The sequence below is a fragment of the Pseudomonas sp. URMO17WK12:I11 genome, assembly GCF_007677725.1.
In the GTDB taxonomy this organism is placed as follows: domain Bacteria; phylum Pseudomonadota; class Gammaproteobacteria; order Pseudomonadales; family Pseudomonadaceae; genus Aquipseudomonas.
Genome location: NZ_VEDF01000008.1, coordinates 16,182 through 42,705 on the forward strand (window position 1 = coordinate 16,182; position 26,524 = coordinate 42,705).

The window sequence follows — 26,524 nt, forward strand, 5'->3', positions numbered from 1 at the left end:
AAAAGCCCCTGGTATCCGACGGTCCCAGGGGCTTTTTTACATCACCGCTGCTTCAGGCCCGATCACGCTCAAGTAACGGCTTGAGGTAGTGGCCGGTATAGGACTGCTTCATCTTGGTGAGCTCTTCCGGCGTGCCGCACGCAATGATCTGACCGCCTTTGGAACCGCCTTCCGGGCCCAGGTCCACCAGCCAGTCAGCGGTCTTGATCACGTCCAGGTTGTGTTCGATGACCACCACGGTGTTGCCGTGGTCGCGCAGGCGATGCAGCACGTCCAGCAGCTGCTGGATGTCGGCAAAGTGCAGACCGGTAGTGGGCTCGTCGAGGATGTACAGGGTCTTGCCAGTATCGCGCTTGGACAGCTCACGCGACAGCTTGACCCGCTGCGCCTCACCACCGGACAAGGTAGTCGCCGACTGCCCCAGCTTGATGTAGGACAAGCCGACGTCCATCAAGGTTTGCAGCTTGCGGGCCAAAGCCGGTACGGCATCGAAGAATGCGCGGGCATCCTCGATGGTCATTTCCAGCACCTCGTGGATATTCTTGCCCTTGTACTTGATCTCCAGGGTTTCGCGGTTGTAACGCTTGCTCTTGCACACGTCGCACGGCACGTAGATGTCGGGCAGGAAGTGCATCTCGACCTTGATCAGACCGTCACCTTGGCAAGCTTCGCAGCGCCCGCCCTTGACGTTGAACGAGAAGCGACCCGGCCCGTAACCACGCGAGCGCGACTCTGGCACGCCGGAAAACAGCTCGCGGATGGGGGTGAAGATGCCGGTATAGGTGGCTGGGTTGGAGCGCGGCGTGCGGCCGATCGGGCTCTGGTCGATGTCTACCACCTTGTCCAGGTGCTGCAGGCCATCCATGCTGGTGTGCGCAGCGGCCTCGTGGCTGCTGGCGCCATTGAGGGCGGTGGCAGCCAGGGGGAACAGGGTGTTGTTGATCAGCGTCGATTTACCCGAACCCGAAACGCCGGTCACGCAGGTCAGCAAGCCAATCGGGATCTCCAGGTCGACATTTTGCAGGTTGTTGCCGCGCGCGCCCTTGAGCTTGAGTTGCAGCTTCTTGTTGCGCGCGGTGCGCTTGGCTGGCACGACAATCTTCTTGCGCCCCGACAGGTACTTGCCGGTCAGCGAGTCAGGGTGGTCCATGACCTCCTGCGGCGTGCCTTCTGCGACGATCTTGCCGCCATGCACCCCTGCACCAGGGCCGATATCGACCACGTAGTCAGCCAGGCGAATGGCATCTTCGTCGTGTTCGACGACGATCACCGTATTGCCCAGGTCGCGCAGATGGTTGAGGGTTGCCAGCAAACGGTCGTTATCGCGCTGGTGAAGGCCGATCGACGGTTCATCGAGGATGTACATCACCCCGACCAGGCCAGCGCCGATCTGGCTGGCCAGGCGGATCCGCTGCGCTTCACCGCCGGACAAGGTATCGGCGCTGCGGTCCAGCGTCAGGTAGTCGAGGCCGACATTGACCAGGAACTGCAAACGCTCGCAAATTTCCTTGAGAATCTTTGCCGCGATCTCGCCGCGCCGACCGGTCAGGCTCAAGTCGGCAAAATAGCTGCTCGCGTCGCCGATCGGCAGGTTGGTCACCGCCGGCAAGGTTTTCTCACCGACCCAGACATGTCGTGCCTCGCGGCGCAAACGGGTGCCGCGGCAGTCCGGGCAGGGCTGCGTGCCGAGGAACTTGGCCAGTTCCTCGCGCACGGTAGCTGACTCGGTTTCGCGGTAGCGGCGCTCCAGGTTCGGCACGATGCCTTCGAACGGGTGCGAGCGCTTGACGATGTCGCCGCGGTCATTGAGGTATTTGAAATCGACGCTGTGCTTGCCGCTGCCTTGCAGAATCACCTTCTGGTGTTCGGCCGACAGCTCGCCGAACGGCTCTTCAAGGCTGAAGCCATAATGGGCGGCCAGTGAGCCCAGCATCTGGAAGTAGTACACGTTACGACGATCCCAGCCGCGGATCGCGCCTTCGGCCAAGGTCAGCTCGCTGTTGACCAGGCGTTTGGTGTCGAAGAATTGCTTGACCCCCAGGCCGTCGCACGTCGGGCAAGCGCCAGCGGGGTTGTTGAAGGAGAACAGCTTGGGCTCCAGCTCGCTGATGGCATGACCGCAAACCGGGCAGGCAAAGCGCGCGGAGAAGATGATCTCATCGCCTTCCTGATCGTCCATTGGTGCCACCAGGGCGATGCCGTCCGCCAGCTTGAGCGCGGTCTCGAACGACTCGGCCAGGCGCTGCTGGAGGTCGGCGCGCACTTTGAAGCGGTCCACCACCACATCGATGCTGTGCTTCTTCTGTTTGTCCAGCTTGGGCAGTTCGTCGAGCTCGTAGAGCTTGCCGTTGACCCGCGCACGCACGAACCCTTGGGCGCGCATTTCATCGAACACGGCCAGGTGCTCGCCCTTGCGTTCGCGTACGACCGGCGCCAGCAGCATCAGCTTGCTGCCTTCAGGTAGCTCCAGCACCAGGTCGACCATCTGGCTGACCGTTTGCGCTTCCAGCGGAATATCGTGGTCCGGGCAGCGCGGCGTGCCGACGCGGGCGTATAGCAGGCGCAGATAGTCGTAGATTTCGGTGATGGTGCCGACCGTCGAACGCGGGTTATGCGAGGTCGACTTCTGTTCGATGGAAATAGCCGGCGACAGGCCTTCGATGGTATCGACGTCAGGCTTTTCCATCATCGACAGGAACTGCCGCGCGTAGGCCGAAAGCGATTCCACATACCGGCGCTGGCCTTCGGCGTATAGCGTATCGAACGCCAGCGAAGACTTGCCGGAACCCGACAGGCCGGTGATCACGATCAGCTTGTCCCGCGGCAGGGTCAGGTCGATGTTCTTCAGGTTGTGGGTACGTGCCCCACGAATCAGGATCTTGTCCACTGCGACCTCGCTCGGCGGGCATAAACAACGAATTATACGGCGCGCTGCCATCACGCGGCAAAGCGTCGCGTAGATGCCGTCAAGCTGTCGGACTGATAGAATCGCCGCCGGTTCACACGAGGTTTATCCATGCACGACACCCACAACGAGCGCATGAGCAGCGGCGAAACCCGCGCTGCAGGCGGCCTGGCCTTGGTCTTTGCCTTTCGTATGCTGGGCATGTTCATGGTATTGCCCGTGCTGGCTACCTACGGCATGGACCTGGCAGGTGCCACGCCTGCGCTGATCGGCCTTGCCATTGGCGCCTATGGCCTGACCCAGGCCGTGCTGCAGATCCCGTTCGGGATGATTTCCGATCGCATCGGCCGCCGTCCGGTGATCTACCTGGGCTTGCTGGTGTTTGCCTTGGGCAGCGTGCTGGCGGCCCAGGCCGATTCCATCTGGGGCGTGATCGCCGGGCGCATCCTGCAGGGCGCCGGGGCGATTTCAGCTGCGGTCATGGCGTTGCTCTCCGACCTCACCCGCGAGCAGCACCGGACCAAGGCCATGGCCATGATCGGCATGAGCATCGGGTTATCGTTCGCCGTGGCGATGGTCGTCGGCCCGCTGTTGACCAGCGCCTTCGGGTTGTCAGGATTATTCCTGACCACTGCAGGACTCGCCCTGGTCGGCATCCTGCTGATCGCCTTCGTCGTGCCCACATCGCACAGCACCCTGCAGCACCGCGAATCGGGCGTGGCCCGCCAGGCACTCGGCCCGACCCTGCGTCATCCGGACCTTTTGCGCCTGGATGTGAGCATTTTCGTGCTGCACGCCATCCTCATGGCCAGCTTCGTGGCGCTACCGCTGGCGTTCGTCGAGCGTGGCGGCCTGCCCAAGGAGGAGCATTGGTGGGTGTACCTGACCGCGTTGTTCGTCTCATTTTTTGCAATGGTACCGTTCATCATTTACGGCGAAAAAAAACGCAAGATGAAACGCGTATTGGCCGGTGCGGTGACTGTCTTGCTGCTCACGGAGATATACTTCTGGGAGTGGGCTGACGGTTTGCGCGGACTGGTGCTTGGCACCGTGGTATTCTTCACCGCATTCAACCTGTTGGAAGCTTCGCTGCCCTCGCTGGTCAGCAAGGTGTCGCCTGCCGGCGGCAAGGGAACGGCGATGGGGGTGTATTCCACCAGCCAGTTCCTGGGTGCGGCGCTGGGCGGCATCCTCGGCGGCTGGTTGTTTCAGCATGGTGGGCTGAATACGGTGTTCCTTGGCTGCGCGGTGTTGTGCGCCATCTGGCTGATCGTCGCCCTGGGCATGAACGAGCCGCCCTATGTGACCAGCCTGCGCCTGCCGTTGACGCCGCAAGCGCTGCAGGAGGTTGGCCTGACTGAGCGCTTGCTGGCCGTGCCGGGTGTGACCGACGCGGTGGTGGTGCAAGACGAAGCCGCCATCTATATCAAACTGGATACGAAAATTTTGGACCGCGCGACCCTCGAGCGACTGGTGAATCCAGCCTCATCGGCGTGCGAAGCCTAGGAGAACGTTATGGCCCGTGGGGTTAACAAAGTCATTCTGGTCGGCACCTGCGGTCAGGATCCCGAAGTCCGCTACCTGCCCAACGGTAACGCCGTGACCAACCTGAGCCTGGCCACCAGCGAGCAGTGGACCGACAAGCAATCCGGCCAGAAGGTCGAGCGTACCGAGTGGCACCGTGTGTCGCTGTTCGGCAAGGTTGCCGAGATCGCTGGCGAGTACCTGCGCAAGGGCTCGCAGTGCTACATCGAGGGCAAGCTGCAGACCCGTGAATGGGAAAAGGACGGCATCAAGCGCTACACCACGGAAATCATCGTCGACATCAACGGCACCATGCAATTGCTCGGCGGCCGTCCGCAAGGCCAACAGCAAGGTGGCGGTGATCCGTACAACCAGGCTGGCGGCAACTACAACCAAGGTGGCGGCCAGCAGCAGTACAACCAGGCGCCACCTCGCCAGCAGGCCCAGCGCCCGCAGCAGCAGCAACAGCGCCCGGCACCTCAGCAGCCAGCCCCGCAGCCGGCGGCTGACTTCGACAGCTTCGATGACGATATCCCGTTCTAGGATATAGCTGAGACATTTTGTAAAGATGATGTCTGGAGCCCCTGCTTTGCGGGGGCTTTTTCATTTTGGGGCGTAAAGTTTGAATCGACGGTCGCTGTGACGCATGTCATCGCACCTTTTCAATTCTTGACTAGTCTTACCTGTTGGTAGCCTTCAACCGGCCGCCAACCGTGATTACCAAGAGGCGCCGGCCAAGCTCCGTGCGTCCGCAACTGATCAGGAGTGCACGATGGATCTCAACCGTCGGCAGTTCTTCAAGGTCGCCGCGATCGGCCTTGGAGGCTCGAGCCTGGCGGCGTTGGGCATGGCCCCGACCCCAGCCTTCGCCGAGCAGGTGCGCCACTTCAAGCTGGCGCATACCAAAGAAACGCGCAACACCTGCCCCTACTGCTCGGTCGGCTGCGGCCTGATCATGTACAGCCAGGGCGATGCGGGCAAAAACGTCAAACAGAACATCATTCACATCGAAGGCGATGCCGATCACCCGGTCAACCGCGGCACGTTGTGCCCCAAAGGTGCCGGCCTGCTCGACTTCATCCACAGCGAGAGCCGGTTGAAATACCCGCAGCTGCGCAAGCCTGGCAGCAACGAGTGGGTGCAGGTCAGCTGGGACGAGGCGCTCGAGCGTGTCGCGCACCTGATGAAAGAGGACCGCGACGCCAACTTCATCGAGAAGAACGCCCAGGGGCAGACGGTCAATCGCTGGCTTACCACCGGCTTCCTCGCAGCCTCTGCGGCCTCCAGCGAAGCTGGCTACCTGACCCACAAGGTCGTTCGCGCAACTGGCATGCTGGGGTTCGATAACCAAGCGCGTGTCTGACACGGCCCGACGGTGGCAAGTCTTGCCCCGACGTACGGCCGTGGCGCCATGACCAATCACTGGTCCGATATCGCCAATGCGAATCTGGTCCTGGTGATGGGCGGCAACGCAGCAGAAGCGCATCCGTGCGGCTTCAAATGGGTGACCGAGGCCAAGGCGCACAACAAGGCGCGGCTGATCGTGGTCGACCCAAGGTTTACCCGTACCGCTTCGGTGGCCGATTACTACGCACCGATCCGCACCGGCACCGACATCGCTTTCATGGGCGGGCTGATCAATTACCTGCTGAGCACCGATCAGATCCAGCACGAATACGTGCGCAACTACACCGACGTGACGTTCATCGTCAAAGAGGGTTACGGCTTCGAAGATGGCCTGTTCAGCGGCTATGACGAGGCCAAGCGCGTGTATGCCGACAAGTCGGGCTGGGGCTATGAGTTGGGTGAAGATGGCTTTGCCAAGGTCGACCCAACCCTGCAGCACCCGCGCTGCGTGTTCCAGCTGATGAAGCAGCACTACAGTCGCTACACCCCGGAGCTGGCGAGCATGACCTGCGGCATGCCGCAGGACGCCATGATGAAAGTCTGGGAAGAGATCGCTACCTGCTCGGTACCGGGCAAGACTATGACGATCCTGTACGCGCTGGGCTGGACGCAGCATTCGATTGGCGCGCAGATCATCCGCAGTGCGGCCATGGTCCAGCTGCTGCTGGGCAACGTTGGCATGCCCGGTGGGGGCGTCAACGCCCTGCGTGGCCACTCCAATATCCAGGGCCTGACCGACCTGGGCCTGCTGTCCAATTCGCTGCCGGGCTACCTGACCCTGGCGGGTGATGCCGAGCAGGACTACACCGCTTATATCGACAAGCGTGCCTCCAAGCCGTTGCGGCCAGGGCAACTCTCGTACTGGCAGAACTACGGCAAATTCCACGTCAGCCTGATGAAGGCCTGGTACGGGCCGAACGCCACCGCCGAGAACAACTGGGGCTACGATTGGCTGCCCAAGCTCGATGTGCCGGCTTACGACGTGCTGCGCATGTTCGAGATGATGAGCCAGGGCAAGGTCAATGGCTACATGTGCCAGGGCTTCAACCCGATCGCCGCGTTGCCGGACAAAAACCGCGTCACCGCCGCCCTTGGCAAGCTCAAGTGGTTGGTGGTGATGGACCCATTGGCGACCGAAACCTCTGAGTTCTGGCGCAACGCCGGCCCCTACAACGACGTCGACACCGCCAGCATCCAGACCGAAGTGATCCGCCTGCCCACAACCTGCTTCGCCGAGGAGGATGGCTCGTTGGTCAACAGCAGCCGTTGGCTGCAATGGCACTGGAAAGGCGCTGATGGGCCCGGCGAGACGCGCACCGACGTGCAAATCATGAGCGAATTGTTCATACGCCTGCGCCAGCGTTATCAGGCAGAAGGCGGGGCGTACCCCGACCCAATCATGAACATCCATTGGCCGTACAGGATCGCCGACGAGCCGTCCCCGGAAGAGCTGGCCAAGGAAATGAACGGCTGGGCGGTGACCGACGTGACCGATCCAACCGGTGCGCTGATCAAGTCGGGCCAACAGCTGGCGGGCTTCGGGCAGCTCAAGGACGATGGCAGTACTGCATCGGGCTGCTGGATCTTCGCCGGTTGCTGGACCGAGCAGGGTAACCAGATGGCTCGTCGTGACAACAGCGACCCGTACGGCATGCATCAGGTGCAGAACTGGGCCTGGGCCTGGCCGGCCAACCGGCGCATTCTCTACAACCGCGCCTCCAGCGACCCGCAGGGTAAACCTTGGGATGCAGAGAAAAAGCGCCTGGTGTGGTGGAACGGCAAGGCCTGGACCGGTACCGACGTGCCCGACTTCAAGGTCGACTCGCCGCCTGAGGCAGGCATGAACCCGTTCATCATGAACCCCGAGGGCGTGGCGCGGTTCTTCGCCATCGACAAGATGGCCGAGGGGCCATTCCCCGAGCACTACGAGCCGTTCGAAACGCCGATTGGCATCAACCCGCTGCATCCGCACAACAAGAAGGCCACCAGCAACCCAGCCGGGCGGATCTTCGATTCGGTATGGCAGACGCTGGGCAAGCATGACGAGTTCCCCTACGCAGCGACCACCTACCGCCTGACCGAGCACTTCCACTTCTGGAGCAAGCACTGCCGCCTCAATGCAATCGCCCAGCCCGAGCAATTTGTCGAGATCGGCGAGGTGCTGGCCAACGAGAAGGGGATCAAGGCGGGTGACCGGGTGCGCGTGTCGAGCAAACGCGGGCACATCGATGCGGTCGCGGTGGTGACCAAGCGAATACGTCCGTTGCAGGTGAACAATCAGACCGTGCACCAGATCGGCATCCCCTTGCACTGGGGCTTCACCGGCGCCACACGGCACGGCTACCTGACCAACACCTTGGTACCGTTCCTCGGTGATGGCAACACGCAGACGCCGGAGTCCAAGTCGTTCCTCGTCAAAGTGGAGAAACTCTGATGGCCAGCCAAGACATCATTGCCCGCTCGGCCACCACCACCGTGCCGCCCTCGGTACGCCAGGTCGATCAAGTCGCCAAGCTCATCGACACCACCAAGTGCATTGGCTGCAAGGCCTGCCAGGTGGCGTGTTCGGAGTGGAACGAACTGCGTGACGAGGTCGGCCACAACCACGGCACCTACGACAACCCCCAGGACCTTACGGCCGAAACCTGGACCCTGATGCGCTTTACCGAACATGAGCGTGACGATGGCAACCTGGAGTGGTTGATCCGCAAGGATGGCTGCATGCATTGCGCCGAGCCCGGCTGCCTGAAAGCCTGCCCAAGCCCGGGCGCGATCATCAAGCATGCCAACGGCATCGTCGATTTCAATCAGGACCACTGCATCGGTTGCGGTTACTGCATCACCGGCTGCCCGTTCAACATTCCACGCATCTCGCAGAAGGACCACAAGGCCTACAAATGCACCTTGTGCTCGGACCGGGTCAGCGTAGGCCTGGAGCCGGCCTGTGTGAAAACCTGCCCGACCGGCGCCATCGTCTTTGGCACCAAGGACGAGATGAAGGTGCATGCTGCCGAGCGCATCGTCGATTTGCAGTCGCGTGGCTACGACAACGCCGGGCTGTATGACCCCGACGGTGTCGGCGGCACCCATGTCATGTATGTGCTGCATCATGCCGACACGCCCAAGCTGTACGCCGGCCTGCCGGACCAACCGGTGATCAGCCCATTGGTAGGGTTGTGGAAAGGCTTCACCAAACCGCTGGCCCTGCTGGCGATGGGCGCGGCAGTGGTGGCCGGGTTCTTCCACTATGTGCGGGTCGGTCCGCAGCGGGTGGAGGAGGATGAGCACCCACTGCCCGCCGATGCGAGTGTGCATGAGGTGGATCCTGCAGTGCATGTCTACGATCCGACCAAACCCGGTGGGCAAGGGGAGCAGCGGCCATGAACGACGATAAACCGATCCTGCGCTATACCGCCAACGAGCGCACCAACCACTGGATCGTGGCGATCCTGTTCATGACTGCCGCGCTGTCCGGGCTGGCGCTGTTTCATCCGGCGCTGTTCTGGCTCAGCCATCTGTTCGGTGGTGGGCCTTGGACGCGCATCCTGCACCCGTTTCTGGGCGTGGCGATGTTCGTGTTCTTCATCGGCCTGGTGGTGCGTTTCTGGCGAGCGAACTTCATCAACGCCAATGACCGCCTGTGGCTGCGCCGTATCGATCGAGTCATGCTCAACAAAGAAGAGGGGGTGCCGGCGATCGGCAAGTACAACGCCGGACAGAAGCTGCTGTTCTGGACGTTGCTGGTGTGCATGCTGGTCCTGCTGGTCAGTGGCGTGGTGATCTGGCGCGCCTATTTCAGTCACTGGTTCGGCATCGACACGATTCGCCTGAGTGCGCTGTTGCATGCCTTCGCGGCTTTTGTGCTGGTGCTCAGCATCATCGTGCACATCTACGCGGGGATCTGGATCAAGGGCTCCGTGGGCGCCATGCTGCATGGCTGGGTCAGCCGCGCCTGGGCACGCAAGCATCATGAACTGTGGTACCGCGATGTGACTGGCGATAAACCGTCGGGCGATCACGTACGAAAAAAAGGATGAACCGTTGAGCAGCATACTCGAACCTGGGCAGATCGAAGCGTCGGCGGTCATGCCGCCGTTTCTGCACCTGCCCCCCGGCAACCTGTTCGCCGCGCGCGCAGCGCGGCTCGAGCAATTGGCAGCCGGCAATGCCCTTGGTCAGTACCTGCAACTGGTCGCCAGACTCTGCCTGGTGCAGCAGCGGCTTGTGGATAACCCACCGAGCCCGCTGCCGGTGGTCGAGCAGCGTCAGCGCCTGTGCATAAGTCATGGGTTGCCGCCCCTGGCGGCCGACAGCCTGGTGCGTGAAGGGGCGTGGCTGGTGTGGTTGCAGGCGTTGCTCGATGACTTCGAGGCCGACGCCAGCGGCCCGCTCGAGCAGGCCTTGCAGCATTTGCGCGTCAGTGACGAAGGCCAGCGCAAGGCTTGGGGCATCGCTTTGCTGGCAGGCCAATACGATGCCGTGCCGGCAGCGCTGGTGCCGTTCATTGGTGCCGCCTTGCAGGCGGCCTGGTCGAGTTGGTTGCTGGCGCTGCCGGCAGCGGAACTCAAGCCAGCCGCGAGCCTGGCCCAGTGCCCGGCCTGCGGCTCGCCGGCCATGGCAGGGGTGGTGCGTAACCGGGGCAAGCACAATGGCCTGCGTTACCTGGCCTGTTCGCTGTGCGCTTGCGAGTGGCATGTGGTGCGCGTCAAGTGCGTGTACTGCGATTCGAGCAAAGACTTGCGCTACACCAGCCTGGAAGATGACCGACGCGCCCCGGGCAAGGCACCGCTGCAAGCCGAGTGCTGCCCCAATTGCCACAGTTACCTGAAGCAGCATTACCTGGAAAACGATGCCTGGGCCGAACCGTTGGCCGATGACCTGGCCAGCCTGGGCCTGGACCTGCGTCTGGACGAGGAGGGCTATCGGCGCCTGGCACCGAACCTGATGTTCGCGCCAGGGTAGTGCAACTGGCTACACTGACCCTCGGTTCGCCGCTTTCGCGAATGGGCCCGCGCCTGCACCCACCAGCAGGCGCTGGCTCGTCTGCGAGAGCGCCCTCACAGACAACGGATCAGTCCAAGGTAGTACCGCATGCCCGCCAGCCTCACCAGCGACACCCTACGCCTGCCCTCCATCGACACCCTCCTGCGCCACCCAGCCGGCCTGCCGTTGATCGATCGCTACGGTCGCGATGCCGTGCTGGCAACCTTGCGGCAGTTGCTCGATGACCTGCGCGAGGCCACCCGCCAGGGCCAGCTCAGCGCTGCCGAACTGGCCCAGGAGGTCCTGCTCGGGCGTGCCGGCGAACGGCTGGCGATTCAGCAGCGCAGTCAGGTGCGGCGGGTCTTCAACCTGACCGGCACCGTGCTGCATACCAACCTGGGCCGTGCGCTGCTGCCCGAGGAAGCGGTCGAGGCCATGCAGAGCGCCGCTCGTTATCCGCTGAACCTGGAGTTCGACCTGGCCAGCGGCAAGCGTGGCGACCGCGATGACCTGATCGAGGGCCTGATCCGCGAACTCACTGGCGCCGAGGCCGTTACCGTGGTCAACAACAATGCTGCGGCGGTGTTGTTGGCGCTCAACAGCCTGGGGGCGCGCAAGGAGGGCGTCATTTCACGGGGCGAGCTGATCGAGATCGGCGGCGCCTTCCGCATCCCCGACATCATGGCCCGCGCCGGGGTCCGGCTGCACGAGATCGGCACCACCAACCGTACCCACGCGCGTGACTATGAAGCTGCCATCGGGCCGCGCACCGGCCTGCTGATGCGCGTGCATTGCAGTAACTACAGCATCGAGGGCTTCACTCACCAGGTGCCGACTGCCGAATTGGCCAGCATTGCCCAGCGCCATGGGCTGCCGTTGCTCGAAGACCTGGGCAGCGGCAGCCTGCTCGACCTCACACGCTGGGGCCTGCCTGCTGAACCCACGGTGCGCCAGGCCCTGGCCGACGGCGCCGACATCGTCACGTTCAGCGGCGACAAGCTGTTGGGCGGACCGCAAGCCGGGATCATCGTCGGGCGCAAGGCGCTGATCGCCAAGATCAAGAAAAACCCGCTCAAACGCGCATTGCGCGTCGACAAGATCACCCTCGCCGCGCTCGAAGCGGTGTTGGCGCTCTACCGCAATCCCGACCGTCTGGCTGAGCGGCTGCCGAGTCTGCGCCTGCTGACCCGCAGCCAGGCGGACATCCAGCAGCAGGCCGAGCGCCTGGCGCCGCACCTGCAAGCACGCCTTGGTCAGCACTGGGACGTCAGCGTGCAGCCGGCCCTGGGCATGATCGGCAGCGGCAGCCAGCCGGTCGCGCGTCTGCCCAGTGCGGCGTTGTGCGTGCGGGCGCATGTGTCGAAGAAGCTGCGCGGGCGCAGCTTGCATGTCCTGGAGCGAGCCCTGCGCGAACTACCGGTGCCAGTGCTCGGTCGCATCGGCGATGACGCCCTGTGGCTCGACCTGCGGCAACTGGACGACGAGCAACAGTGGCTGGCGCAGCTGCCTGCGCTGCACCTGGGGCTGGCGTCGTGATTGTCGGCACCGCCGGACATATCGACCACGGCAAGACTGCGCTGCTGCAGGCCTTGACCGGCCAGGCCGGCGATCAACGCCAGGAAGAGCGTGCTCGGGGCATGACCATCGACCTCGGCTACCGTTACGCCGCACTCGGCGAAGGCGCCGGCTTGACGGGTTTCATCGATGTGCCTGGGCATGAGCGCTTCATTCACAACATGCTCGCCGGCGCCCATGGCATCGACCTGGTGCTGTTGGTGGTAGCGGCCGATGACGGTGTGATGCCGCAGACCCGTGAGCACCTGGCGATCATCGAGCTGCTGGGCATCGCGCAGATGCTGGTGGCGATCAGCAAGTGCGATCGGGTGGAGCCGGCACGTCTGGCCCAGGTGCAGGCGCAAGTCAGCGAGTTGCTGGCGGCGGGGCCCTATGCACAAGCGCGGCAGTTTCCGCTCTCGAGTGTCAGCGGGCAAGGCATCGAGGACCTGCGCCAGGCACTGCTGCACAGCCAGGCGCAGGTCCAGCGGCGCAGCGCGCACGGCGGTTTTCGCCTGGCGGTCGACCGGGTATTCGCGGTAACTGGCGCCGGTGTTGTAGTCACCGGCACCGCGCTCGCCGGGCGCGTTACGGCTGGCGATACCCTGGCACTGGGCAAGGCCGGGCGAGCCGTGCGGGTGCGCGGCCTGCACGCGCAGAACCAGGCGGCACTGGTGGCAGAGGCCGGTCAGCGGGTGGCGCTGAACATTGCGGCCGAACGCTTGGCTGTGGAGCAGGTGCGACGTGGCGATTGGTTGGTGCCGCAATGGTTGCACGCGCCCAGTGTGCGCGTGGATATCGTCTTGCAGTTGCTGCCTGGCGAAACGCGTGCCCTCGAGCACTTCAGCGCCGTGCACGTGCACCTTGGCACTCAGGATGTGACGGCGCGGGTAGCCTTGCTCGAAGGCCAGAGCCTGGTTGCCGGTCAGCGCATGTTCGCGCAGTTGCTGCTCAACGCTCCCTTGCAGGCGGTGCATGGTGATCGCCTGGTGCTGCGCGATCAGCGCGCCCAGCGCACGTTAGGCGGCGGCCGGGTGCTCGATCCGTTCGCCCCAAGCCGCAAACGGCGCAGCGAGGAACGCCTGCGCCAGTTGCAGGTGCTCGAGGCTGCCGACGCTTTGGAGGATGCCTTGCCCGGCTTGTTGGCCAGTGCACCAGGGGGGCTGGATCCGCAGCGCCTGGAGCATCAGTTCAATCGCCTGCGCGACACCTGGCAGTTGCCGCAGGACGTGAAGGTCGTGGACACCCGCCAAGGTCCGCTGCTGTTCGCCGAAAGCCAGTGGCAGTCACTGAAAGATCAACTGCTGCAAGCGATGGCGCGGTTCCACGAGCGGGAACCCGACCAGCTCGGTCCTGATCGTGATCGGTTACGCCGCTTTGCCGCTTTACCGCTCGATCGACCGGCATTCGTCAGTGCCCTGGCGCAATTGCTCGATGCCGGCGCGCTTGCCAGCAGTGGCCCCTGGTTGCATCTGCCAGAGCATCAGGTACAGCTCAGTGAAGCCGACAGCGCGTTGTGGGCACGGCTGCTGCCCAGGTTGCTCGAAGGCCGGTATGATCCGCCGTGGGTCAGAACCCTGGCGGCGGAAGAAGCCTGCACCGAAGCGGACGTGCGCCTGTTGTTGCGCAAGCTGGCGCGGCTGGGGTTGGTGCATCAGGTGGTGCGCGACCTGTTCTACCCGCAGGCTACCCTGGGGCGCATGGCAGAGCTGCTGCTGGCGCAGGCCAGTGCAACATCGATAGTGCAGGTTGCTGCGTTTCGCGATATGTTGGGCATCGGTCGCAAGCGCAGCGTGCAGATCCTGGAGTATTTCGACCGTCTCGGCCTGACCCGCCGGGTGGGCGAACAGCGCCATGTCCGTGGCGACAACGCGCTGGCCCAGCAGCACGCCGGGCACTGAATTCAAGGAAGGCAATCGCGCCCGGTGGCGCGGCCGGGCTTCAAACCCGGTTGGGGACGGCAGCCGTTCCCGGGCAGGTTCGACTCCCGCTGCCTTCCGCCATCAACGCTGCGGCGCTCAGGCGCGTTCCCCGCACAGGTCCAGGGCGAACCAGTGCTCGGCTGCTGCCACATCCAGTCCTGCCCCGAGCAAGGCGAACATCTTGCCCAGCGCAGCTTCGCGCGTCATGCCCCCGCCACTGATCAAACCGGCGCTACGCAGGCGATTGCCTGCCGCATAGGTGTCGAACTCCACCGCGCCTTCCGGGCATTGGCTGATGGCTACCAGCAGCACGCCGCGCTGGCGCGCCGCGCGCAGCACCTCGAGCAATGCCAGGTCATCCGAAGGTCCGGTACCGCTGCCATAGCATTCCAGCAACAGCCCTTGTACGCCGCTGTCGAGCAAACCTGCCAGGTGCGCGGCTTGCAAGCCTGGGTACACCGGCATCAGCGCGAGATTGACGCGCGTGCGCCGCTGGCGGTAAGTCAAGGCGCTCGGCACCTCGGCGGCCCTCTCACCCTGGCGATGACGTGGCAGTGCCTTGAAGGCATCGAATGCTTCGCTACGCAGCTTCGAGGCGCGTGTCCCGCCAAGCAGTTGGCCGTGGAAGAACAGCTGCACGCCGTCCTGCAAGCCCTGCTCGAACTGGCGCAGCGCACCGCACAGGTTCGGCCAGGCATCACTGTCTGGGGCGCCGGCAGGCAGCATGGAGCCGGTCAGCAACACCGGGATCGGCAACCCTAACAACAGGAACGACAATGCCGCAGCGCTGTAGGCCAGGCTATCGGTGCCATGCAGGATCAGCACGCCGTCGTGGCCGTCATCCACGGCAGCGACGATGGCATCGCGCATGGCCAGCCAGTTGTGCTGCTGCATGTTCGCGCTGTCGAGCAGCGGGTTGAGTTCGTGCAGCGTCCAAGGCACTTGTGGCGCATCGGTCAACTGGGCGAAGTGGTCGCGCATCCGCGCCTCGAAGCCACCGGCGGGCGCGAGGCCTTCGGCGGTTTCGAGCATGCCGATGGTGCCACCGGTATAAAGCACGAGGAGGTTCTTGACTGCACGCATGGAAAGCTTCCGTAGCGGTGAGCGGAGTGTGAGCAGCCGCCCGCGAGCGGGGCGGCTGGGCAGGGGAGGGTATCAGCGCTGCGGCTGAGCCTGGCCAACTGCTTTGTCAGCGGCTGTGTCCACCTGAGGATTGACTGGCCAGGCGTTGCGGTCCAGGTCCAGGTCGGCGAACTTGGAGGCGTCGAACACCGGCTGCTTGATCCCAGCCTTGCGCTGGTCATCGTAATCGCGCATCACCCGCAGGCCGACCTTGAACAGCAGCGCCAGGGCGATCAGGTTGACGAACGCCAGGCAGGTCATGGTGATGTCGGCGAAGGCGAACACCGTGGTCAGGTCCTGCATCGAGCCCCATACCACCAGGGCCAGCACCAAGCCACGGAACGCCAGCAGCACGCCGCGATTGCGGGTCAGGAACTGCAGGCTGTTTTCGCCCAGGTAGTAGTTGTAAAGGATGCAGGTGAACACGAACAGCGACAGCGCCACGCTGACGAACAGACGGCCCCAGTCACCCACCACCGCAGCCAGCGAGTTCTGGGTCAGGACAATACCGTCACCTTCGAAGCCCGGCGTGTAGAAGCCCGACAGCAGGATCAGCAGGGCGGTGCAGGTGCAGATCACGAAGGTGTCGAGGAACACGCTGAACGCCTGCACCACGCCTTGCGCGCCTGGGTGCTTCACGGCTGCCACAGCAGCCACGTTGGGTGCACTGCCCAGGCCCGCTTCGTTGGCGAACACGCCGCGCTTGACGCCCATGACGATGGCGCTGCCAAGCAGGCCGGCGAATGCAGGGTCAAGGCCGAAGGCGCTTTTGAAGATGGTTTCCAGCATCGCCGGCACATGGTCGATCTGCGTGCCGATCACGTACAGCGTCACACCGATGTAAGCCAGGGTCTTGATCGGTACCAGCAGGTCCGACACCGCGGCGATACGCTTGATGCCGCCGAGGAAGGTAATGGCCAGCAGCACCGCGAGGACGATCCCGGTATGGCTCGGGTCGAAGTCGAAGGCATTTTGCAGCGAGTGGGTCACGGTGTAGGACTGCAGGCCGATGAAGGCGAAGCCATAGGTGACCAGCAGCAGGATCGAGAACACGATGGCCATGCTGCGGCGCTTGAGGCCGTGCAGGATGTAGTACGCCGGACCGCCACGGTACAGGCCATCGCCATCGGCGCGCTTGTAGACCTGGGCCAGGGTACATTCGAAGAAGCTGCTGGCCATCCCGACCAGGGCGGTGACCCACATCCAGAACACCGCGCCTGGGCCGCCCAGGGTAACGGCGATGCCGACACCGGCGATGTTACCGGCGCCTACGCGCCCGGCAAGGCTCAGCATCAGGGCCTGGAAGGAGCTCAGCTGGCCTGCCTGGCCACGCAGCGAGTCCTTGAACACGGCGAACATGTGGCCGAAATGACGGAACTGTACGAACCGCGAACGGATGGTGAAGTAACCGCCCAGACCGACGATCAGCACGATGAGGAGTTTCCCGGAAAGGAAATCGTTGAGTGCTTCGAGCATTGGAAAATGACCTCGATTCTTATTCTTCGCATTGAAAGACCAGCGGACGGCAGGCGCACCGCTATTCGTTGGGGCGCATGGTTGGCCATGACAACTGAGGTTACAATTTCGCGGGTTGCTCTCACTTGGCGCGACTTGATGCTAGAATTGCGCCATTCGCTTCACCTGAGTTCCCGCCATGAGCGATCATTTCGCGACCAACCTCAAGCTGGCCTGCAGCCACTACCGCTCTATTTCGGAAGTTTGCCGGCAGCTCTCGATCAACCGCGCGCAGTTCAACAAGTACCTCAGTGGCCAAAGCCGGCCGACGCCGTTCAACCTCAAGCGCATCGGTGATTTCTTCGGCGTCGAGGATTACGAGCTGAACCTGCCCGCCGAGCAGTTCGAGCGCTTGATCGGCGCCCGCATCTCGACCGTTGCCGAACAGCCCGGCGACCCGATCAGCGAACTGTTCCGCCCTCTGCATGAGCACGCCGGCAACCTGTCACGCTATTGCGGCTACTACTTCGAATATTCCAACTGCATGTCGGTGCCGGGGACGATCCTGGTGTCGTTGGTGCACCTGTGGGAAGAGCAGGGGCGCTTTCTGTTCGAGCGTCAGGAACGCCAGGAGCGCTCCAGTGCCACCGACCAGCACGCCGAGGTGCGCTGTCGCTACCTGGGCGCGGCGTTTCAGTTGCAAGACCGGGTATTTCTGATCGATTACGAGTCGCTGACCTTCAATGAGATGAGCCAGACCATCCTGATTCCCAGTTTCAAGAGCCGCATCACTCGCTTGAATGGCTTGAAGTCTGGCGTCTCCAGCGGCGACCGCCGCAACCCGGCCTGCACGCGGGTGGTGTGGGAGTACCTGGGCGAGGAAATCAACCGCATCAACGCGTACCGCCAGGTCAAGCTGTACCGGCCCGATGACCCGCGCATCGATGACGATGTGCGCGAGAGGTTGAGTGTGGGACCGTTGCGCAACAGTTTGTTTGAGATTGAGTGAAGGGTGCTTGGAGATCCAGCGCCGCCCGCCCGGCGCATCGCGAGCTGCGCTCGCTCCTACCTTTGTTTCGTAGGAGCGAGCGCAGCTCGCGATGCGCTGCGCGGGCGGCGCTCGATCTGAAAACCAGCACAACACTATGCCGCAACCCGCCCAGGTTGGACTTCCCTGCCCGGAAACCGCAAAATGGCCTTTTTCCTCAATCTTCTGTTCGGATCTGCTGACTCTATGCGTATGCGCCTGATGCTGTTGGGTGGTGGCAATGCCCTCGGGCAAGCGCTGATTCGTCTTGGGGCCGAGGAGGGCATCTCGTTCCTGGCGCCGCGCCCGCCGGAGGATGGCTGGGCGCCGGCAAGCCTCACTCAGTTGCTCGACGATCACCGCCCCGATGCCCTGGTCAACCTGGCTTACTACTTCGACTGGTTCCAGGCCGAGTCGGTCAGCGAACAGCGCCTGGCCCAGCAGGAGCGTGCGGTGGAGCGCTTGGCCGAGTTGTGCCAGCACCACCAGATCACCTTGGTGCAGCCCTCGAGCTACCGGGTGTTCGACGGCTCGCGCGCCACTGCCTACAGCGAGAAGGACGAACCGGTGCCGCTGGGGCTGCGTGGCCAGGCCTTGTGGCGTATCGAACAAAGCGTGCGCGCGGCCTGCCCACAGCATGTGCTGTTGCGCTTTGGCTGGTTGCTCGACGAAAGCATCGACGGTGCGCTGGGGCGTTTCCTGACCCGCGCCGAGCAGCCTCAGGAGCTGCTGCTGGCCGATGATCGTCGCGGCAACCCGACCCCGGTCGATGACGCCGCGCGGGTGATCCTGTCGGTACTCAAGCAGCTGGATTGCAACGCACCGCTGTGGGGCACCTACCATTACGCCGGCAACGAGGCGACCACGCCGCTGGCGCTTGGCCAGGCGATTCTCGGCGAAGCCGGGCAGTACCGCCAGCTGGCGGTCCAGGCGCCGACCGCCCAGGCCCACGCCGCTCGCCCGGATGCAAGCGAAGAGCCGCAACACGCGGTGCTGGCCTGCAAGAAAATTCTTCACACCTTCGGCATCAAGCCGCGCGCCTGGCGCGCCGGTCTGCCGCCTCTACTGGATCGATTCTACCGCCATGGCTGATGCCCCCATCCTGATCACCGGCGGCGCCGGCTTCATTGGCTCGCACCTGTGCGACGCGCTGTTGGACAAAGGATACGCCGTACGGATTCTGGACGATCTTTCGACCGGCAAGGCTGACAACCTGCAGCTGGGCCACCCGCAGCTCGAGTTGATCGAAGGCGACGTCGCCGACGCCGCGTTGGTCCAGCGCGCGGCCGCCGGGTGCCGGGCCGTGGTTCACCTGGCCGCCGTGGCCTCCGTGCAGGCATCGGTCGAAGACCCGGTGAAAACCCACCAGAGCAACTTCATCGGCACCCTCAACGTTGCCGAAGCCATGCGCGTACAGGGGGTGCGTCGCGTACTGTTCGCCTCGAGCGCAGCGGTGTACGGCAACAACGGTGAGGGCCAGTCGATCGGCGAAGAGACGCCCAAGGCGCCACTGACGCCTTACGCCGTGGACAAGCTGGCCAGCGAGCAATACCTGGACTTCTACCGCCGCCAGCATGGCCTGGAGCCGGTGGTGTTCCGTTTCTTCAATATCTTCGGTCCGCGCCAGGACCCGTCATCGCCGTATTCCGGGGTGATCAGCATCTTTGCCGAGCGCGCGACCCAGGGCTTGCCGATCACCGTGTTCGGCGATGGCGAACAGACCCGTGACTTCCTCTACGTCGGCGATCTGGTGCAGGTCATGGTGCAGGCGCTGGAGCAGCCGCAGGTCGAAGAAGGGGCGGTGAACATCGGGCTGAATCAGGCGACCTCACTGAACCAGTTGCTGATGGCGCTGGAGCAGGTAGTCGGCAGTTTGCCGGCAATCAGCTATGGCCAGGCACGTTCGGGCGATATTCGCCATTCGCGGGCAGACAACCAACGCCTGCTGGCACGCTTCGCCTTTCCCCAGCCAACGCCCATGGTCGAAGGCCTGGCCAAGTTGCTCGGCAAGGCCTGATCGGCAGGCTCGGCCTGGCCCTGCGGCAGGGCTGAAATACAGAAGGGCGGCTCAGGCCGCCCTTTGCACACGCTTCAGAACTTGTAACCAAGGCCGACCATGTAGACCCACGGGTCGACATCGACATCCACCTTGGTCTTGCTGTAGCCCAAGGCAGTCGGGCCGTTGACGCTGGCCTTGGTGTCAATGTCGACGTACCAGACCGAGGCATTGACCAGCAGGTTGTCGGTGATCATGTAGTCCATGCCCAGTTGCCCGGCGATGCCCACCGAGTCTTGCAGCTTCAGATTGCTGAAACCCTGTTGCTTGCGTGTGCTGCTGAGGTCTTCATCGAAGAACAGCGTGTAGTTGATACCGACGCCCGCATAGGGCTGGAACTTCGAGCCGGGGTCCATCGGGTAGTACTGCACCGACAAGGTAGGTGGCAGTTGCTTGATGTTGGCCAGTTTGCCGTCCAAGCCCGCGCCCAGGCCCTTGACCCCAACGGTGTGCTGGAACGGCGTGGCTGCCAGCAGCTCAAGGCCGATGTGGTCGGTGAGCATGTAGCCGAAGGTCAGGCCCAGCTGGGTGTCGCTGTCCAGGGTAGCCTTGGTTCCGGAAACCTTGGCGCCATCGAATTTGAGGTCGCTGCTGCTTTCGTTCGGGGCAGTGGTGATGGCGCCGGCGCGAACGATGATGTCGCCGGCCTGGTGGGCGTGGGCAACGGGGGCGGTGAGCGCAAGGGCCGCGAGCACGGCGCCGAGCATGGACTTGTTCATGGAAGCTCCCAAAGGACGTGAGTAATCAAGTGGTCCAATGGTACGGAGCCGTCTAAACAGAATGTTTGACCCAGCTCAAAGAAGCGTCTTCACAAATTCGAAACAGTTCTCACTTGAGCTCATAAGCGTAGATTTTCTCCGCTTCCAGTTGATAACCAGCATCGGCCAGTTCGCTGCTGGACGCTTTGACCTGCATCTTGCCCTCGATCCAGTAGGGCTGATACAGGTCCTCCACGCGCACGCCCATCTCGCTGAAAATGTGCACGATCTGGTTCGATGGCGGTGGCGGCACATGGATGCACGCGCCGTAGTACGGCACCAGCAGAAACTCCGTGGTTCGCCCTTCCTCGCTCACTTCCAGCGGCACGATGTAGCCCGGAATCTTCACTTGCTGACCGTCGAGGCTTCGCACCACCGGAGCATTGGGCGCCTGTTGATGGGCCGGTGGTGCCGATTCGGCCGACAGCGCGTCACTGAGCTGGGACATGTCGTGCAAGGGAGCCAGCTGTGGCGCAATGACCGGCGCGCCCTCGGGGATCAGTGCCGGCCAGTCCAGCTCGCGCGGTTCTGCGGCCCAGGCCGGCACGGCCAGCGACAGCAACAGCGCCAGCGCAAAGTGCACTGGCTTGCCCACGAGCAGGCCATGGAAGTATCGGATCATTGCACAGGTTCTCAGAGGTGGATCGACAGGCCATCGGCCAGCGACTGCCGATAGGCACGCCAGGCCGGCACACTGCCCATCAGCAGCGCTGCGCCGAGGATGATAGCCAGCAATGTCCACTCATGGGGACTCGGTGCGGCCAGCGGCAGGTACAACCCGTAGTTGGCTTGCACATAGCCCTGGGCCAGGGCGATCCCGGCGTACAGCAAGCCCAGCCCGGCGCCGATGCCGATCAGCGCCAGGGCCAGCGCTTCGAGCACCAGTAGGCCTCCGATGTGCCACGGCCGTGCGCCCACCGAGCGCAAGATGGCCATTTCCCGGCGACGCTCGTTGAGGCTGGTGAGAATCGCCGTGAGCATGCCGATCAAGCCCGTCAGCACGACGAACAACGACACCACGAACAACGCCTGCTCGGCAGTCCCCATCAGGCTCCACAGCTCTTGCAGGGCGACCCCGGGAAGGATTGCCAGCAGCGGCTCGCTGCGATAGTCGTTGATCTCGCGCTGCAGGCTGAAGGTCGCGATCTTGCTGTTCAGGCCGAGCATGAACGCGGTGATGGCCGCGGGCTGCAGGTCCATGGTGCGGGCCTGCTCGGCGCTGATCCGCCCGGCGCCACGGGCGGGCACGCCGTTGTGCCAATCGATGTGGATCGCTTCCATCCCTGCCAGGCTGATGTGCAAGGTGCGGTCCACGGGCGTGCCGGTGCGCTTGAGCACGCCGACCACGGTGAACGGCTTGTCGTCGTGCTTGACCAGGCTGATGGCAGCGACGCCATGGGCCAGCACCACTTTATCGCCAAGCGTGTAGTGCAGGGCGTCGGCCACTTCGGCGCCGAGCACCACTTCGAATGGGTCACTGGCGAATGCGCGACCCTGGCTCAGTTCAAGATGCTGCCGACGCCCGTACTGATAATGGCTGAAATAATCGCCGGTGGTGCCCAGCACTCGATAGCCCCGGTGCGAGTCGCCCAGTGAAATCGGGATCGCCCACTTCACCCGCCGATCCTGGGCGTAATGCTGGAAGCTGTCCCAGCGAATGTTATTGGTCGCATTACCGATGCGGAACACCGAGTAGAGCAACAGATTGACCGAGCCCGAGCGAGCCCCGACGATCAGGTCGGTGCCGCTGATGGTGCTGGCGAAGCTGGCGCGCGCTTCGGTACGCACGCGTTCGACCGCCAGCAGCAGGCATACCGACAGGGCGATGGCGAAAGCGGTGAGAAACGCGGTGAAGCGGCGGTTGGCCAGGCTGGCCAGGGCAAGGCGGAGCAGGTACATCAGGCCTCCCGAGACGTGGCGGCGCGGTTGAGTTCGGCCAGCGACAGGTGCCGGTCGAACAGCGGCGCCAGGCTTTGGTCGTGGCTGACGAACAACAGGCTGGAGCCTGCCCCGCGGCATTCGTCGAACAGCAGGCGGATGAACGACTCGCGGGTGTCGGCGTCCAGCGCCGAAGTCGGCTCGTCAGCGATCACCAGTTCCGGTTGGCCGATCAGCGCGCGTGCCGCAGCGACGCGTTGCTGCTGGCCAATCGACAGGCTGTCGGCACGCCGTGCGAGCAGGGCCGGGTCACCCAGGCCCAGGTGTGCAAGCAGCTCGCGGGCAGCCTGGTCGACGCTGCCGTGGCGTTGCGCGGCGCGCTCGGCGCGGCTGCGCGAGAAGCGGCAGGGCAGCTCGACATTTTCCCGCACCGACAGAAACGGCAGCAGGTTGAACTGCTGAAAGATGTACCCAGTGTGGTCGACCCGAAAGCGGTCCCGGGCGCCTTGGCCGAGTAGCGCAAGGTCCTGGCCGAGCAACTGGATACGTCCCTGATCTGGCCTGTTCACCCCGCCCAGCAGCCCGAGCAGGGTGGTCTTGCCACTGCCGCTGGGGCCTTTGAGAAACAGCGCCTCGCCGGCTTCCAGGCGAAATGCCGGGATATCCAGCAGCGCAGCCTGGCCAGGCCAGGCGAACAGCAGGTCTTGCAGTTCAATCAGTGCCTGGCTCATCTCAGAATGTGACCACAGCCTTGGCTGGCGAGGTCTCGGTGCCTTTCTGGCCATTCGCGCCGATCGATTGCACGATGATCTTCTGCGTGGCCGGGAACGCCTTGTACAGCGGCGACAGGTCGATCTGGGCAAGTTTCTCGGGGTTGGCGCAGGTCAATTGGTAATGCGCGTTGATGTCGCTGTGCACGTGGCCCTTCTCATGCTCGTCGCCGTCAGCGTCCGCTTTGCCGGCGTCGCCGAACAGCGGGCTTTCCAGCGCTTGCTGGTCTTCCTTGCATCCGGCAGCCGGTGCCAGGCCGAACAGCTTCAGCGGCTGCTCCAACTGCTGGCGCACCGCCGCGACCTTGGCTTTGTCGGCATCGCTGCTGGCGGCGTGTTCAAAACCCACCAGGTTCATCGCCGGGCTGTCGAGTTCCAGCTCCAGGGTATTGCCGTCGACCACGGCGTTGAGCTTGGCCACGCCGTGTTCATGGGCACCAAGCGTGCCGTGGGCATGATCGTGCTCGTCATGGGCGTGGGCCATGGCCAGCGGCAACAGGGTGAGAGGCAGGGCAAGCAGCAGACGACGCATGACGACTCCGAAGACAGGCGGTTGGGGATGGTTATGTTATAACGAATGTCAAGCGAGCCGCCAGCCCGGGTGGCGCAGGTTTCATGTTGCGGTAGCATGGCCCGATCAATTGAGCACAAGGGCATCAGCATGAGAATTCGCGGGCAGATTGGTGAGTGGCCAGTGGACCTGACCATCGAGCTTGAGCCGCACGAGTGGGCGCAGCTGGGGCGGCAAGTCCAGACCCAGGGCCTACCGGTCGAGCCTGTGGTAGTCGCCCCAGCGCCGCGCGCCGATGACAGTCAATGGCAGGCGGCACAAGAGCTGCTGCGTCTGGCCGGGCAAATGAGCGGCCCATTGCTGCTCGATCGCCTCGAAGGCCTGGCAGGCAGCACAGCGGCCGGCAAACGCCTGCTGGTGCGCCTGCGCCACAGCAGTGAGGTGAAGGTGGAAAGTGGCGCCGATGCACCGGTGTACCGCTGGGTAGGGTGAGCATCACCTGCCCAGGCTGCCCGCGAGCGCGGGCAAACCTGGTTCAGTATTGCGCCATCAGAACATCGCCGAAGACAAACGCCGCCGATACACACTCACCAGCGGATGGTCACTGCCCAGTAGCTCGAACACCTGCAGCATCGCCTTCTGCGGCAAACCGTTCTCATACCCGCGATTGCGCTGGAACAGTTTCAGCAAACCCTCCAGCGCCGCCTCGTACTGCTGGCGTGCCAACTGCTGAATGCTCAGCTGATAGGCCGCTTCGTCGTCGTGCGGGTTCTGCGCCAGGCGCGTCTTCAGGTCAGCCACTTCCGGCAGGCTGGCGGCCTGGCGCAGGAAGGTCAGTTGCGCCTTGGCACCGGCCAGTGCGGCTTTGTGGTCGTCGGACTTGACCGCCTGCAGCACGCTCTCGGCCTCGTCCAGCTCGCCACGCTCGGCCAGGCAACGGGCGTACAGGATCAACGCTTCGGCATTGCTGTTGTCCTCACCCAGCAGGGCCTTGAGCGCCGCTTCGGCTTCGGCGAATCGGCTTTCGGCGAACAGTTGCCTGGCACCTTCGAGCGGCGAGGCCGCGGCAGGGGCCGGCAGCTGCACGTGCGGCTCGAGCATGGCGCGGATGGCCGATTCGGGCTGGGCGCCGGCAAAGCCATCGACCGGCTGACCATCTTTGAACAGCACCACGGTCGGCAGGCTGCGGATACCGAACTGCGCTACCACCTGCTGCTCGACGTCGCAGTTGATCTTGGCCAGCAGCAGCTCGCCCTGGTAGCCTTCGGCGATTTTCGCCAGCAGTGGCATCAACGCCTTGCAGGGCGCACACCATTCGGCCCAGAAGTCGACCAGTACCGGCTTGTGGAAGGAATTCTCGATCACCAGCTGTTGGAACGTGGCATCGGTGGCATCGAAGATGTAAGGGGTGTCCTGGCTCATCGCGACTCTCGCAAATCCGTGAATGGCACCACTATAAAGGCTCGCGGCTGGCGTGGTACAGGCTGACCCGGCGGAATTCGTGCGGTTCGGCCAGGTCTGGCAAGGTCAGCGCTTGCAGTACCTCCAAGTGGCGGTACAGCGGATGGCTGAAATCACGTACGCGCGAGTCGGCCACCAGCGCTTGCCGGCCACGCTTGAGAAAGGCATCGAGCAGAGGCAGGTTGGCACGGTCGTAGAGCACGTCGGCCACCAGAATCAAATCGAAGCGGTCTGCCTCGGCGAAGAAATCGCTGCTGTAGCCCAGTTCCACATCATTGAGCCGGGCATTGGCGCGGCAGGCGTGCAGGGCCAAGGGGTCAAGGTCGCACGCCACCACCTCCAGGGCCCCGGCACGGGCGGCGGCGATACCGGCGATGCCCGAGCCTGCACCGAAATCCAGCACACGCTTGCCAGCTACCCAGTGCGGATGGGCAGCCAGGTAGCGCGCCATCGCCAGGCCGCTGGCCCAGCAGAAGCTCCAGTAGGGCGGGTCTTCAAGAATGCGCTGTGTCTCTTCACTGCTGAAGGCACGGTCCATGTTGTGCTCATCGATCAGCCACAGCTTCAGCGCACAGCCAGGCAAGGCCCTGACCGCCAGCTGCGCTTCGCCGATCAGGGCGCTGAGCGCCTGTTGCAGGGCAAGCGGCGCCACTTACGGCGCTTTCTCGAAACGCAGCGGGCCGGTCGCCTGGGTCTGGGCCTGGGTGATACGCAGCGGCGGCAGGTGCATGATCAACTGCCCGGAGCGGCTGGCGCGGCCGCGCAATTCGACGCGAGCACCGGCCGGGAAGGCCTCGGGGTTGAAACGCAGCCGATAGGGCAGCGCCTGGCCGTTGCCGCTCAAGGTGCTGCTGGCCAGCAATTGCTGCGGACGATCACGCTCGTCGATGACCAGCAGTGCCAGCTCCACGTCGGCACCGGCCGGGATCTCCAGCAAGGTACCGCTCAACTCGCGCTGGTAGGCAGGCAAGGGGCCGAGCGCTTCGGTAGCGTTTTTCGCCACCTTGGCCGGCGCGGGGGCAGGGGCGGTGGCGGTCTTGGGGCGATCGCTGCCGCAGGCGACGAGCAGGGAGGCGCAGCACAGCACGAGGAGCGCACGAACGGGCATGGGTGGGTCCTTCACGGGCAGAATTGTATGGATGTTAACCCCTTTGGCTTGTCTTGCCAGTGCAATGCGCTACCATGGCCGTC

General features: G+C 63.8%; 23 protein-coding genes and 1 tRNA gene. 13 read left to right on the plus strand and 11 right to left on the minus strand.

From position 1 onward, the window contains the following. Nucleotides 1-52: 52 nt before the first annotated feature. On the minus strand, nucleotides 53-2,887 hold the full coding sequence (gene uvrA / locus FS665_RS15935) for an excinuclease ABC subunit UvrA (protein ID WP_178108359.1): 2,835 nt from the start codon (nucleotides 2,885-2,887) through the stop codon (nucleotides 53-55). Between the two features lie 129 nt (nucleotides 2,888-3,016). On the opposite strand from uvrA, the gene FS665_RS15940 reads away from it, so the two are divergent. The 9 genes from FS665_RS15940 to FS665_RS15980 all read left to right on the plus strand — a co-directional run bounded on the left by FS665_RS15940 (nucleotide 3,017) and on the right by FS665_RS15980 (nucleotide 14,376). Continuing rightward, nucleotides 3,017-4,411 (plus strand): MFS transporter, encoded by a 1,395-nt coding sequence (locus FS665_RS15940; protein ID WP_145190313.1) that lies wholly within the window; start codon nucleotides 3,017-3,019, stop codon nucleotides 4,409-4,411. A 9-nt stretch (nucleotides 4,412-4,420) separates the two neighbouring features. Beyond that, nucleotides 4,421-4,972, plus strand: coding sequence for a single-stranded DNA-binding protein (locus FS665_RS15945; protein WP_145190316.1), 552 nt, complete (start codon nucleotides 4,421-4,423; stop codon nucleotides 4,970-4,972). Nucleotides 4,973-5,201: 229 nt separating this feature from the next. Next, nucleotides 5,202-8,270 carry a formate dehydrogenase-N subunit alpha gene (gene fdnG / locus FS665_RS15950; RefSeq protein WP_145190319.1) on the plus strand — a complete coding sequence of 1,023 codons (3,069 nt, stop codon included), beginning with the start codon at nucleotides 5,202-5,204 and terminating at the stop codon, nucleotides 8,268-8,270. Next, complete coding sequence (gene fdxH, locus FS665_RS15955) at nucleotides 8,270-9,220, plus strand: formate dehydrogenase subunit beta (protein ID WP_145190322.1); 951 nt, start codon at nucleotides 8,270-8,272, stop codon at nucleotides 9,218-9,220. Before fdnG ends, fdxH begins: the two co-directional genes overlap by 1 nt. Next, nucleotides 9,217-9,873 (plus strand): formate dehydrogenase subunit gamma, encoded by a 657-nt coding sequence (locus FS665_RS15960; RefSeq protein WP_145190325.1) that lies wholly within the window; start codon nucleotides 9,217-9,219, stop codon nucleotides 9,871-9,873. Before fdxH ends, FS665_RS15960 begins: the two co-directional genes overlap by 4 nt. 4 nt (nucleotides 9,874-9,877) lie before the next feature. Then, nucleotides 9,878-10,798, plus strand: coding sequence for a formate dehydrogenase accessory protein FdhE (gene fdhE / locus FS665_RS15965; protein WP_145190328.1), 921 nt, complete (start codon nucleotides 9,878-9,880; stop codon nucleotides 10,796-10,798). Between the two features lie 129 nt (nucleotides 10,799-10,927). Continuing rightward, nucleotides 10,928-12,355, plus strand: a complete 1,428-nt coding sequence (gene selA, locus FS665_RS15970; protein WP_145190331.1) for an L-seryl-tRNA(Sec) selenium transferase — start codon at nucleotides 10,928-10,930, stop codon at nucleotides 12,353-12,355. Further along, the gene (gene selB, locus FS665_RS15975; RefSeq protein WP_145190334.1) at nucleotides 12,352-14,274 is read left to right on the plus strand and encodes a selenocysteine-specific translation elongation factor; all 1,923 of its coding nucleotides are present in this window, start codon (nucleotides 12,352-12,354) and stop codon (nucleotides 14,272-14,274) included. The genes selA and selB overlap by 4 nt, the downstream gene beginning before the upstream one ends. 6 nt (nucleotides 14,275-14,280) lie before the next feature. Then, nucleotides 14,281-14,376, plus strand: a tRNA-Sec gene (locus FS665_RS15980). Between the two features lie 15 nt (nucleotides 14,377-14,391). Here FS665_RS15980 and FS665_RS15985 read toward each other — a convergent pair. Together FS665_RS15985 and FS665_RS15990 are read right to left on the minus strand one after the other, a co-directional pair. Beyond that, nucleotides 14,392-15,378, minus strand: coding sequence for an asparaginase (locus tag FS665_RS15985; protein ID WP_145190337.1), 987 nt, complete (start codon nucleotides 15,376-15,378; stop codon nucleotides 14,392-14,394). A gap of 72 nt (nucleotides 15,379-15,450) precedes the next feature. Then, a complete protein-coding gene (locus FS665_RS15990; protein WP_145190339.1) occupies nucleotides 15,451-16,893 on the minus strand; it encodes a sodium:alanine symporter family protein in 1,443 nt (480 codons plus the stop codon). Nucleotides 16,894-17,071: 178 nt separating this feature from the next. Here FS665_RS15990 and FS665_RS15995 point away from each other — a divergent pair, with 178 nt between their 5' ends. From FS665_RS15995 to FS665_RS16005, 3 genes are all read left to right on the plus strand, one after another. Beyond that, the gene (locus FS665_RS15995; protein WP_145190342.1) at nucleotides 17,072-17,881 is read left to right on the plus strand and encodes a helix-turn-helix transcriptional regulator; all 810 of its coding nucleotides are present in this window, start codon (nucleotides 17,072-17,074) and stop codon (nucleotides 17,879-17,881) included. Between the two features lie 225 nt (nucleotides 17,882-18,106). After that, the gene (locus FS665_RS16000) at nucleotides 18,107-18,991 is read left to right on the plus strand and encodes a sugar nucleotide-binding protein (protein WP_145190345.1); all 885 of its coding nucleotides are present in this window, start codon (nucleotides 18,107-18,109) and stop codon (nucleotides 18,989-18,991) included. Beyond that, nucleotides 18,984-19,916: an NAD-dependent epimerase/dehydratase family protein gene (locus FS665_RS16005; protein ID WP_145190348.1), complete on the plus strand. Its 933-nt coding sequence runs from the start codon at nucleotides 18,984-18,986 to the stop codon at nucleotides 19,914-19,916. The genes FS665_RS16000 and FS665_RS16005 overlap by 8 nt, the downstream gene beginning before the upstream one ends. Before the next feature lie 74 nt (nucleotides 19,917-19,990). Here the strand turns inward: FS665_RS16005 and FS665_RS16010 are convergent, their stop codons facing one another. The 5 genes from FS665_RS16010 to FS665_RS16030 form a co-directional block, all read right to left on the minus strand. Next, complete coding sequence (locus FS665_RS16010; protein ID WP_145190351.1) at nucleotides 19,991-20,674, minus strand: OmpW family protein; 684 nt, start codon at nucleotides 20,672-20,674, stop codon at nucleotides 19,991-19,993. A gap of 109 nt (nucleotides 20,675-20,783) precedes the next feature. After that, the gene (locus tag FS665_RS16015) at nucleotides 20,784-21,335 is read right to left on the minus strand and encodes a DUF3299 domain-containing protein (protein ID WP_256675106.1); all 552 of its coding nucleotides are present in this window, start codon (nucleotides 21,333-21,335) and stop codon (nucleotides 20,784-20,786) included. An 11-nt stretch (nucleotides 21,336-21,346) separates the two neighbouring features. Beyond that, nucleotides 21,347-22,612 carry an FtsX-like permease family protein gene (locus tag FS665_RS16020; protein ID WP_145190354.1) on the minus strand — a complete coding sequence of 422 codons (1,266 nt, stop codon included), beginning with the start codon at nucleotides 22,610-22,612 and terminating at the stop codon, nucleotides 21,347-21,349. Continuing rightward, a complete protein-coding gene (locus tag FS665_RS16025; RefSeq protein WP_145190357.1) occupies nucleotides 22,612-23,322 on the minus strand; it encodes an ABC transporter ATP-binding protein in 711 nt (236 codons plus the stop codon). The genes FS665_RS16020 and FS665_RS16025 overlap by 1 nt, the downstream gene beginning before the upstream one ends. A 1-nt stretch (nucleotide 23,323) precedes the next feature. Further along, entirely contained in the window at nucleotides 23,324-23,893 is a 570-nt protein-coding gene (locus FS665_RS16030; protein WP_145190360.1) for a DUF2796 domain-containing protein, read from the minus strand. Between the two features lie 129 nt (nucleotides 23,894-24,022). On the opposite strand from FS665_RS16030, the gene FS665_RS16035 reads away from it, so the two are divergent. Next, nucleotides 24,023-24,364: a hypothetical protein gene (locus tag FS665_RS16035; RefSeq protein WP_145190878.1), complete on the plus strand. Its 342-nt coding sequence runs from the start codon at nucleotides 24,023-24,025 to the stop codon at nucleotides 24,362-24,364. 57 nt (nucleotides 24,365-24,421) lie between these two features. On the opposite strand, the gene trxA is transcribed toward FS665_RS16035, so the two are convergent. The 3 genes from trxA to FS665_RS16050 are packed head-to-tail and all read right to left on the minus strand — an operon-like array spanning nucleotide 24,422 to nucleotide 26,441. Continuing rightward, complete coding sequence (gene trxA / locus FS665_RS16040) at nucleotides 24,422-25,294, minus strand: thioredoxin (protein WP_145190363.1); 873 nt, start codon at nucleotides 25,292-25,294, stop codon at nucleotides 24,422-24,424. Nucleotides 25,295-25,325: 31 nt separating this feature from the next. Further along, nucleotides 25,326-25,985, minus strand: coding sequence for a methyltransferase (locus tag FS665_RS16045; protein ID WP_145190366.1), 660 nt, complete (start codon nucleotides 25,983-25,985; stop codon nucleotides 25,326-25,328). After that, the gene (locus tag FS665_RS16050; protein WP_145190370.1) at nucleotides 25,986-26,441 is read right to left on the minus strand and encodes a YbaY family lipoprotein; all 456 of its coding nucleotides are present in this window, start codon (nucleotides 26,439-26,441) and stop codon (nucleotides 25,986-25,988) included. Nucleotides 26,442-26,524: the final 83 nt, after the last annotated feature.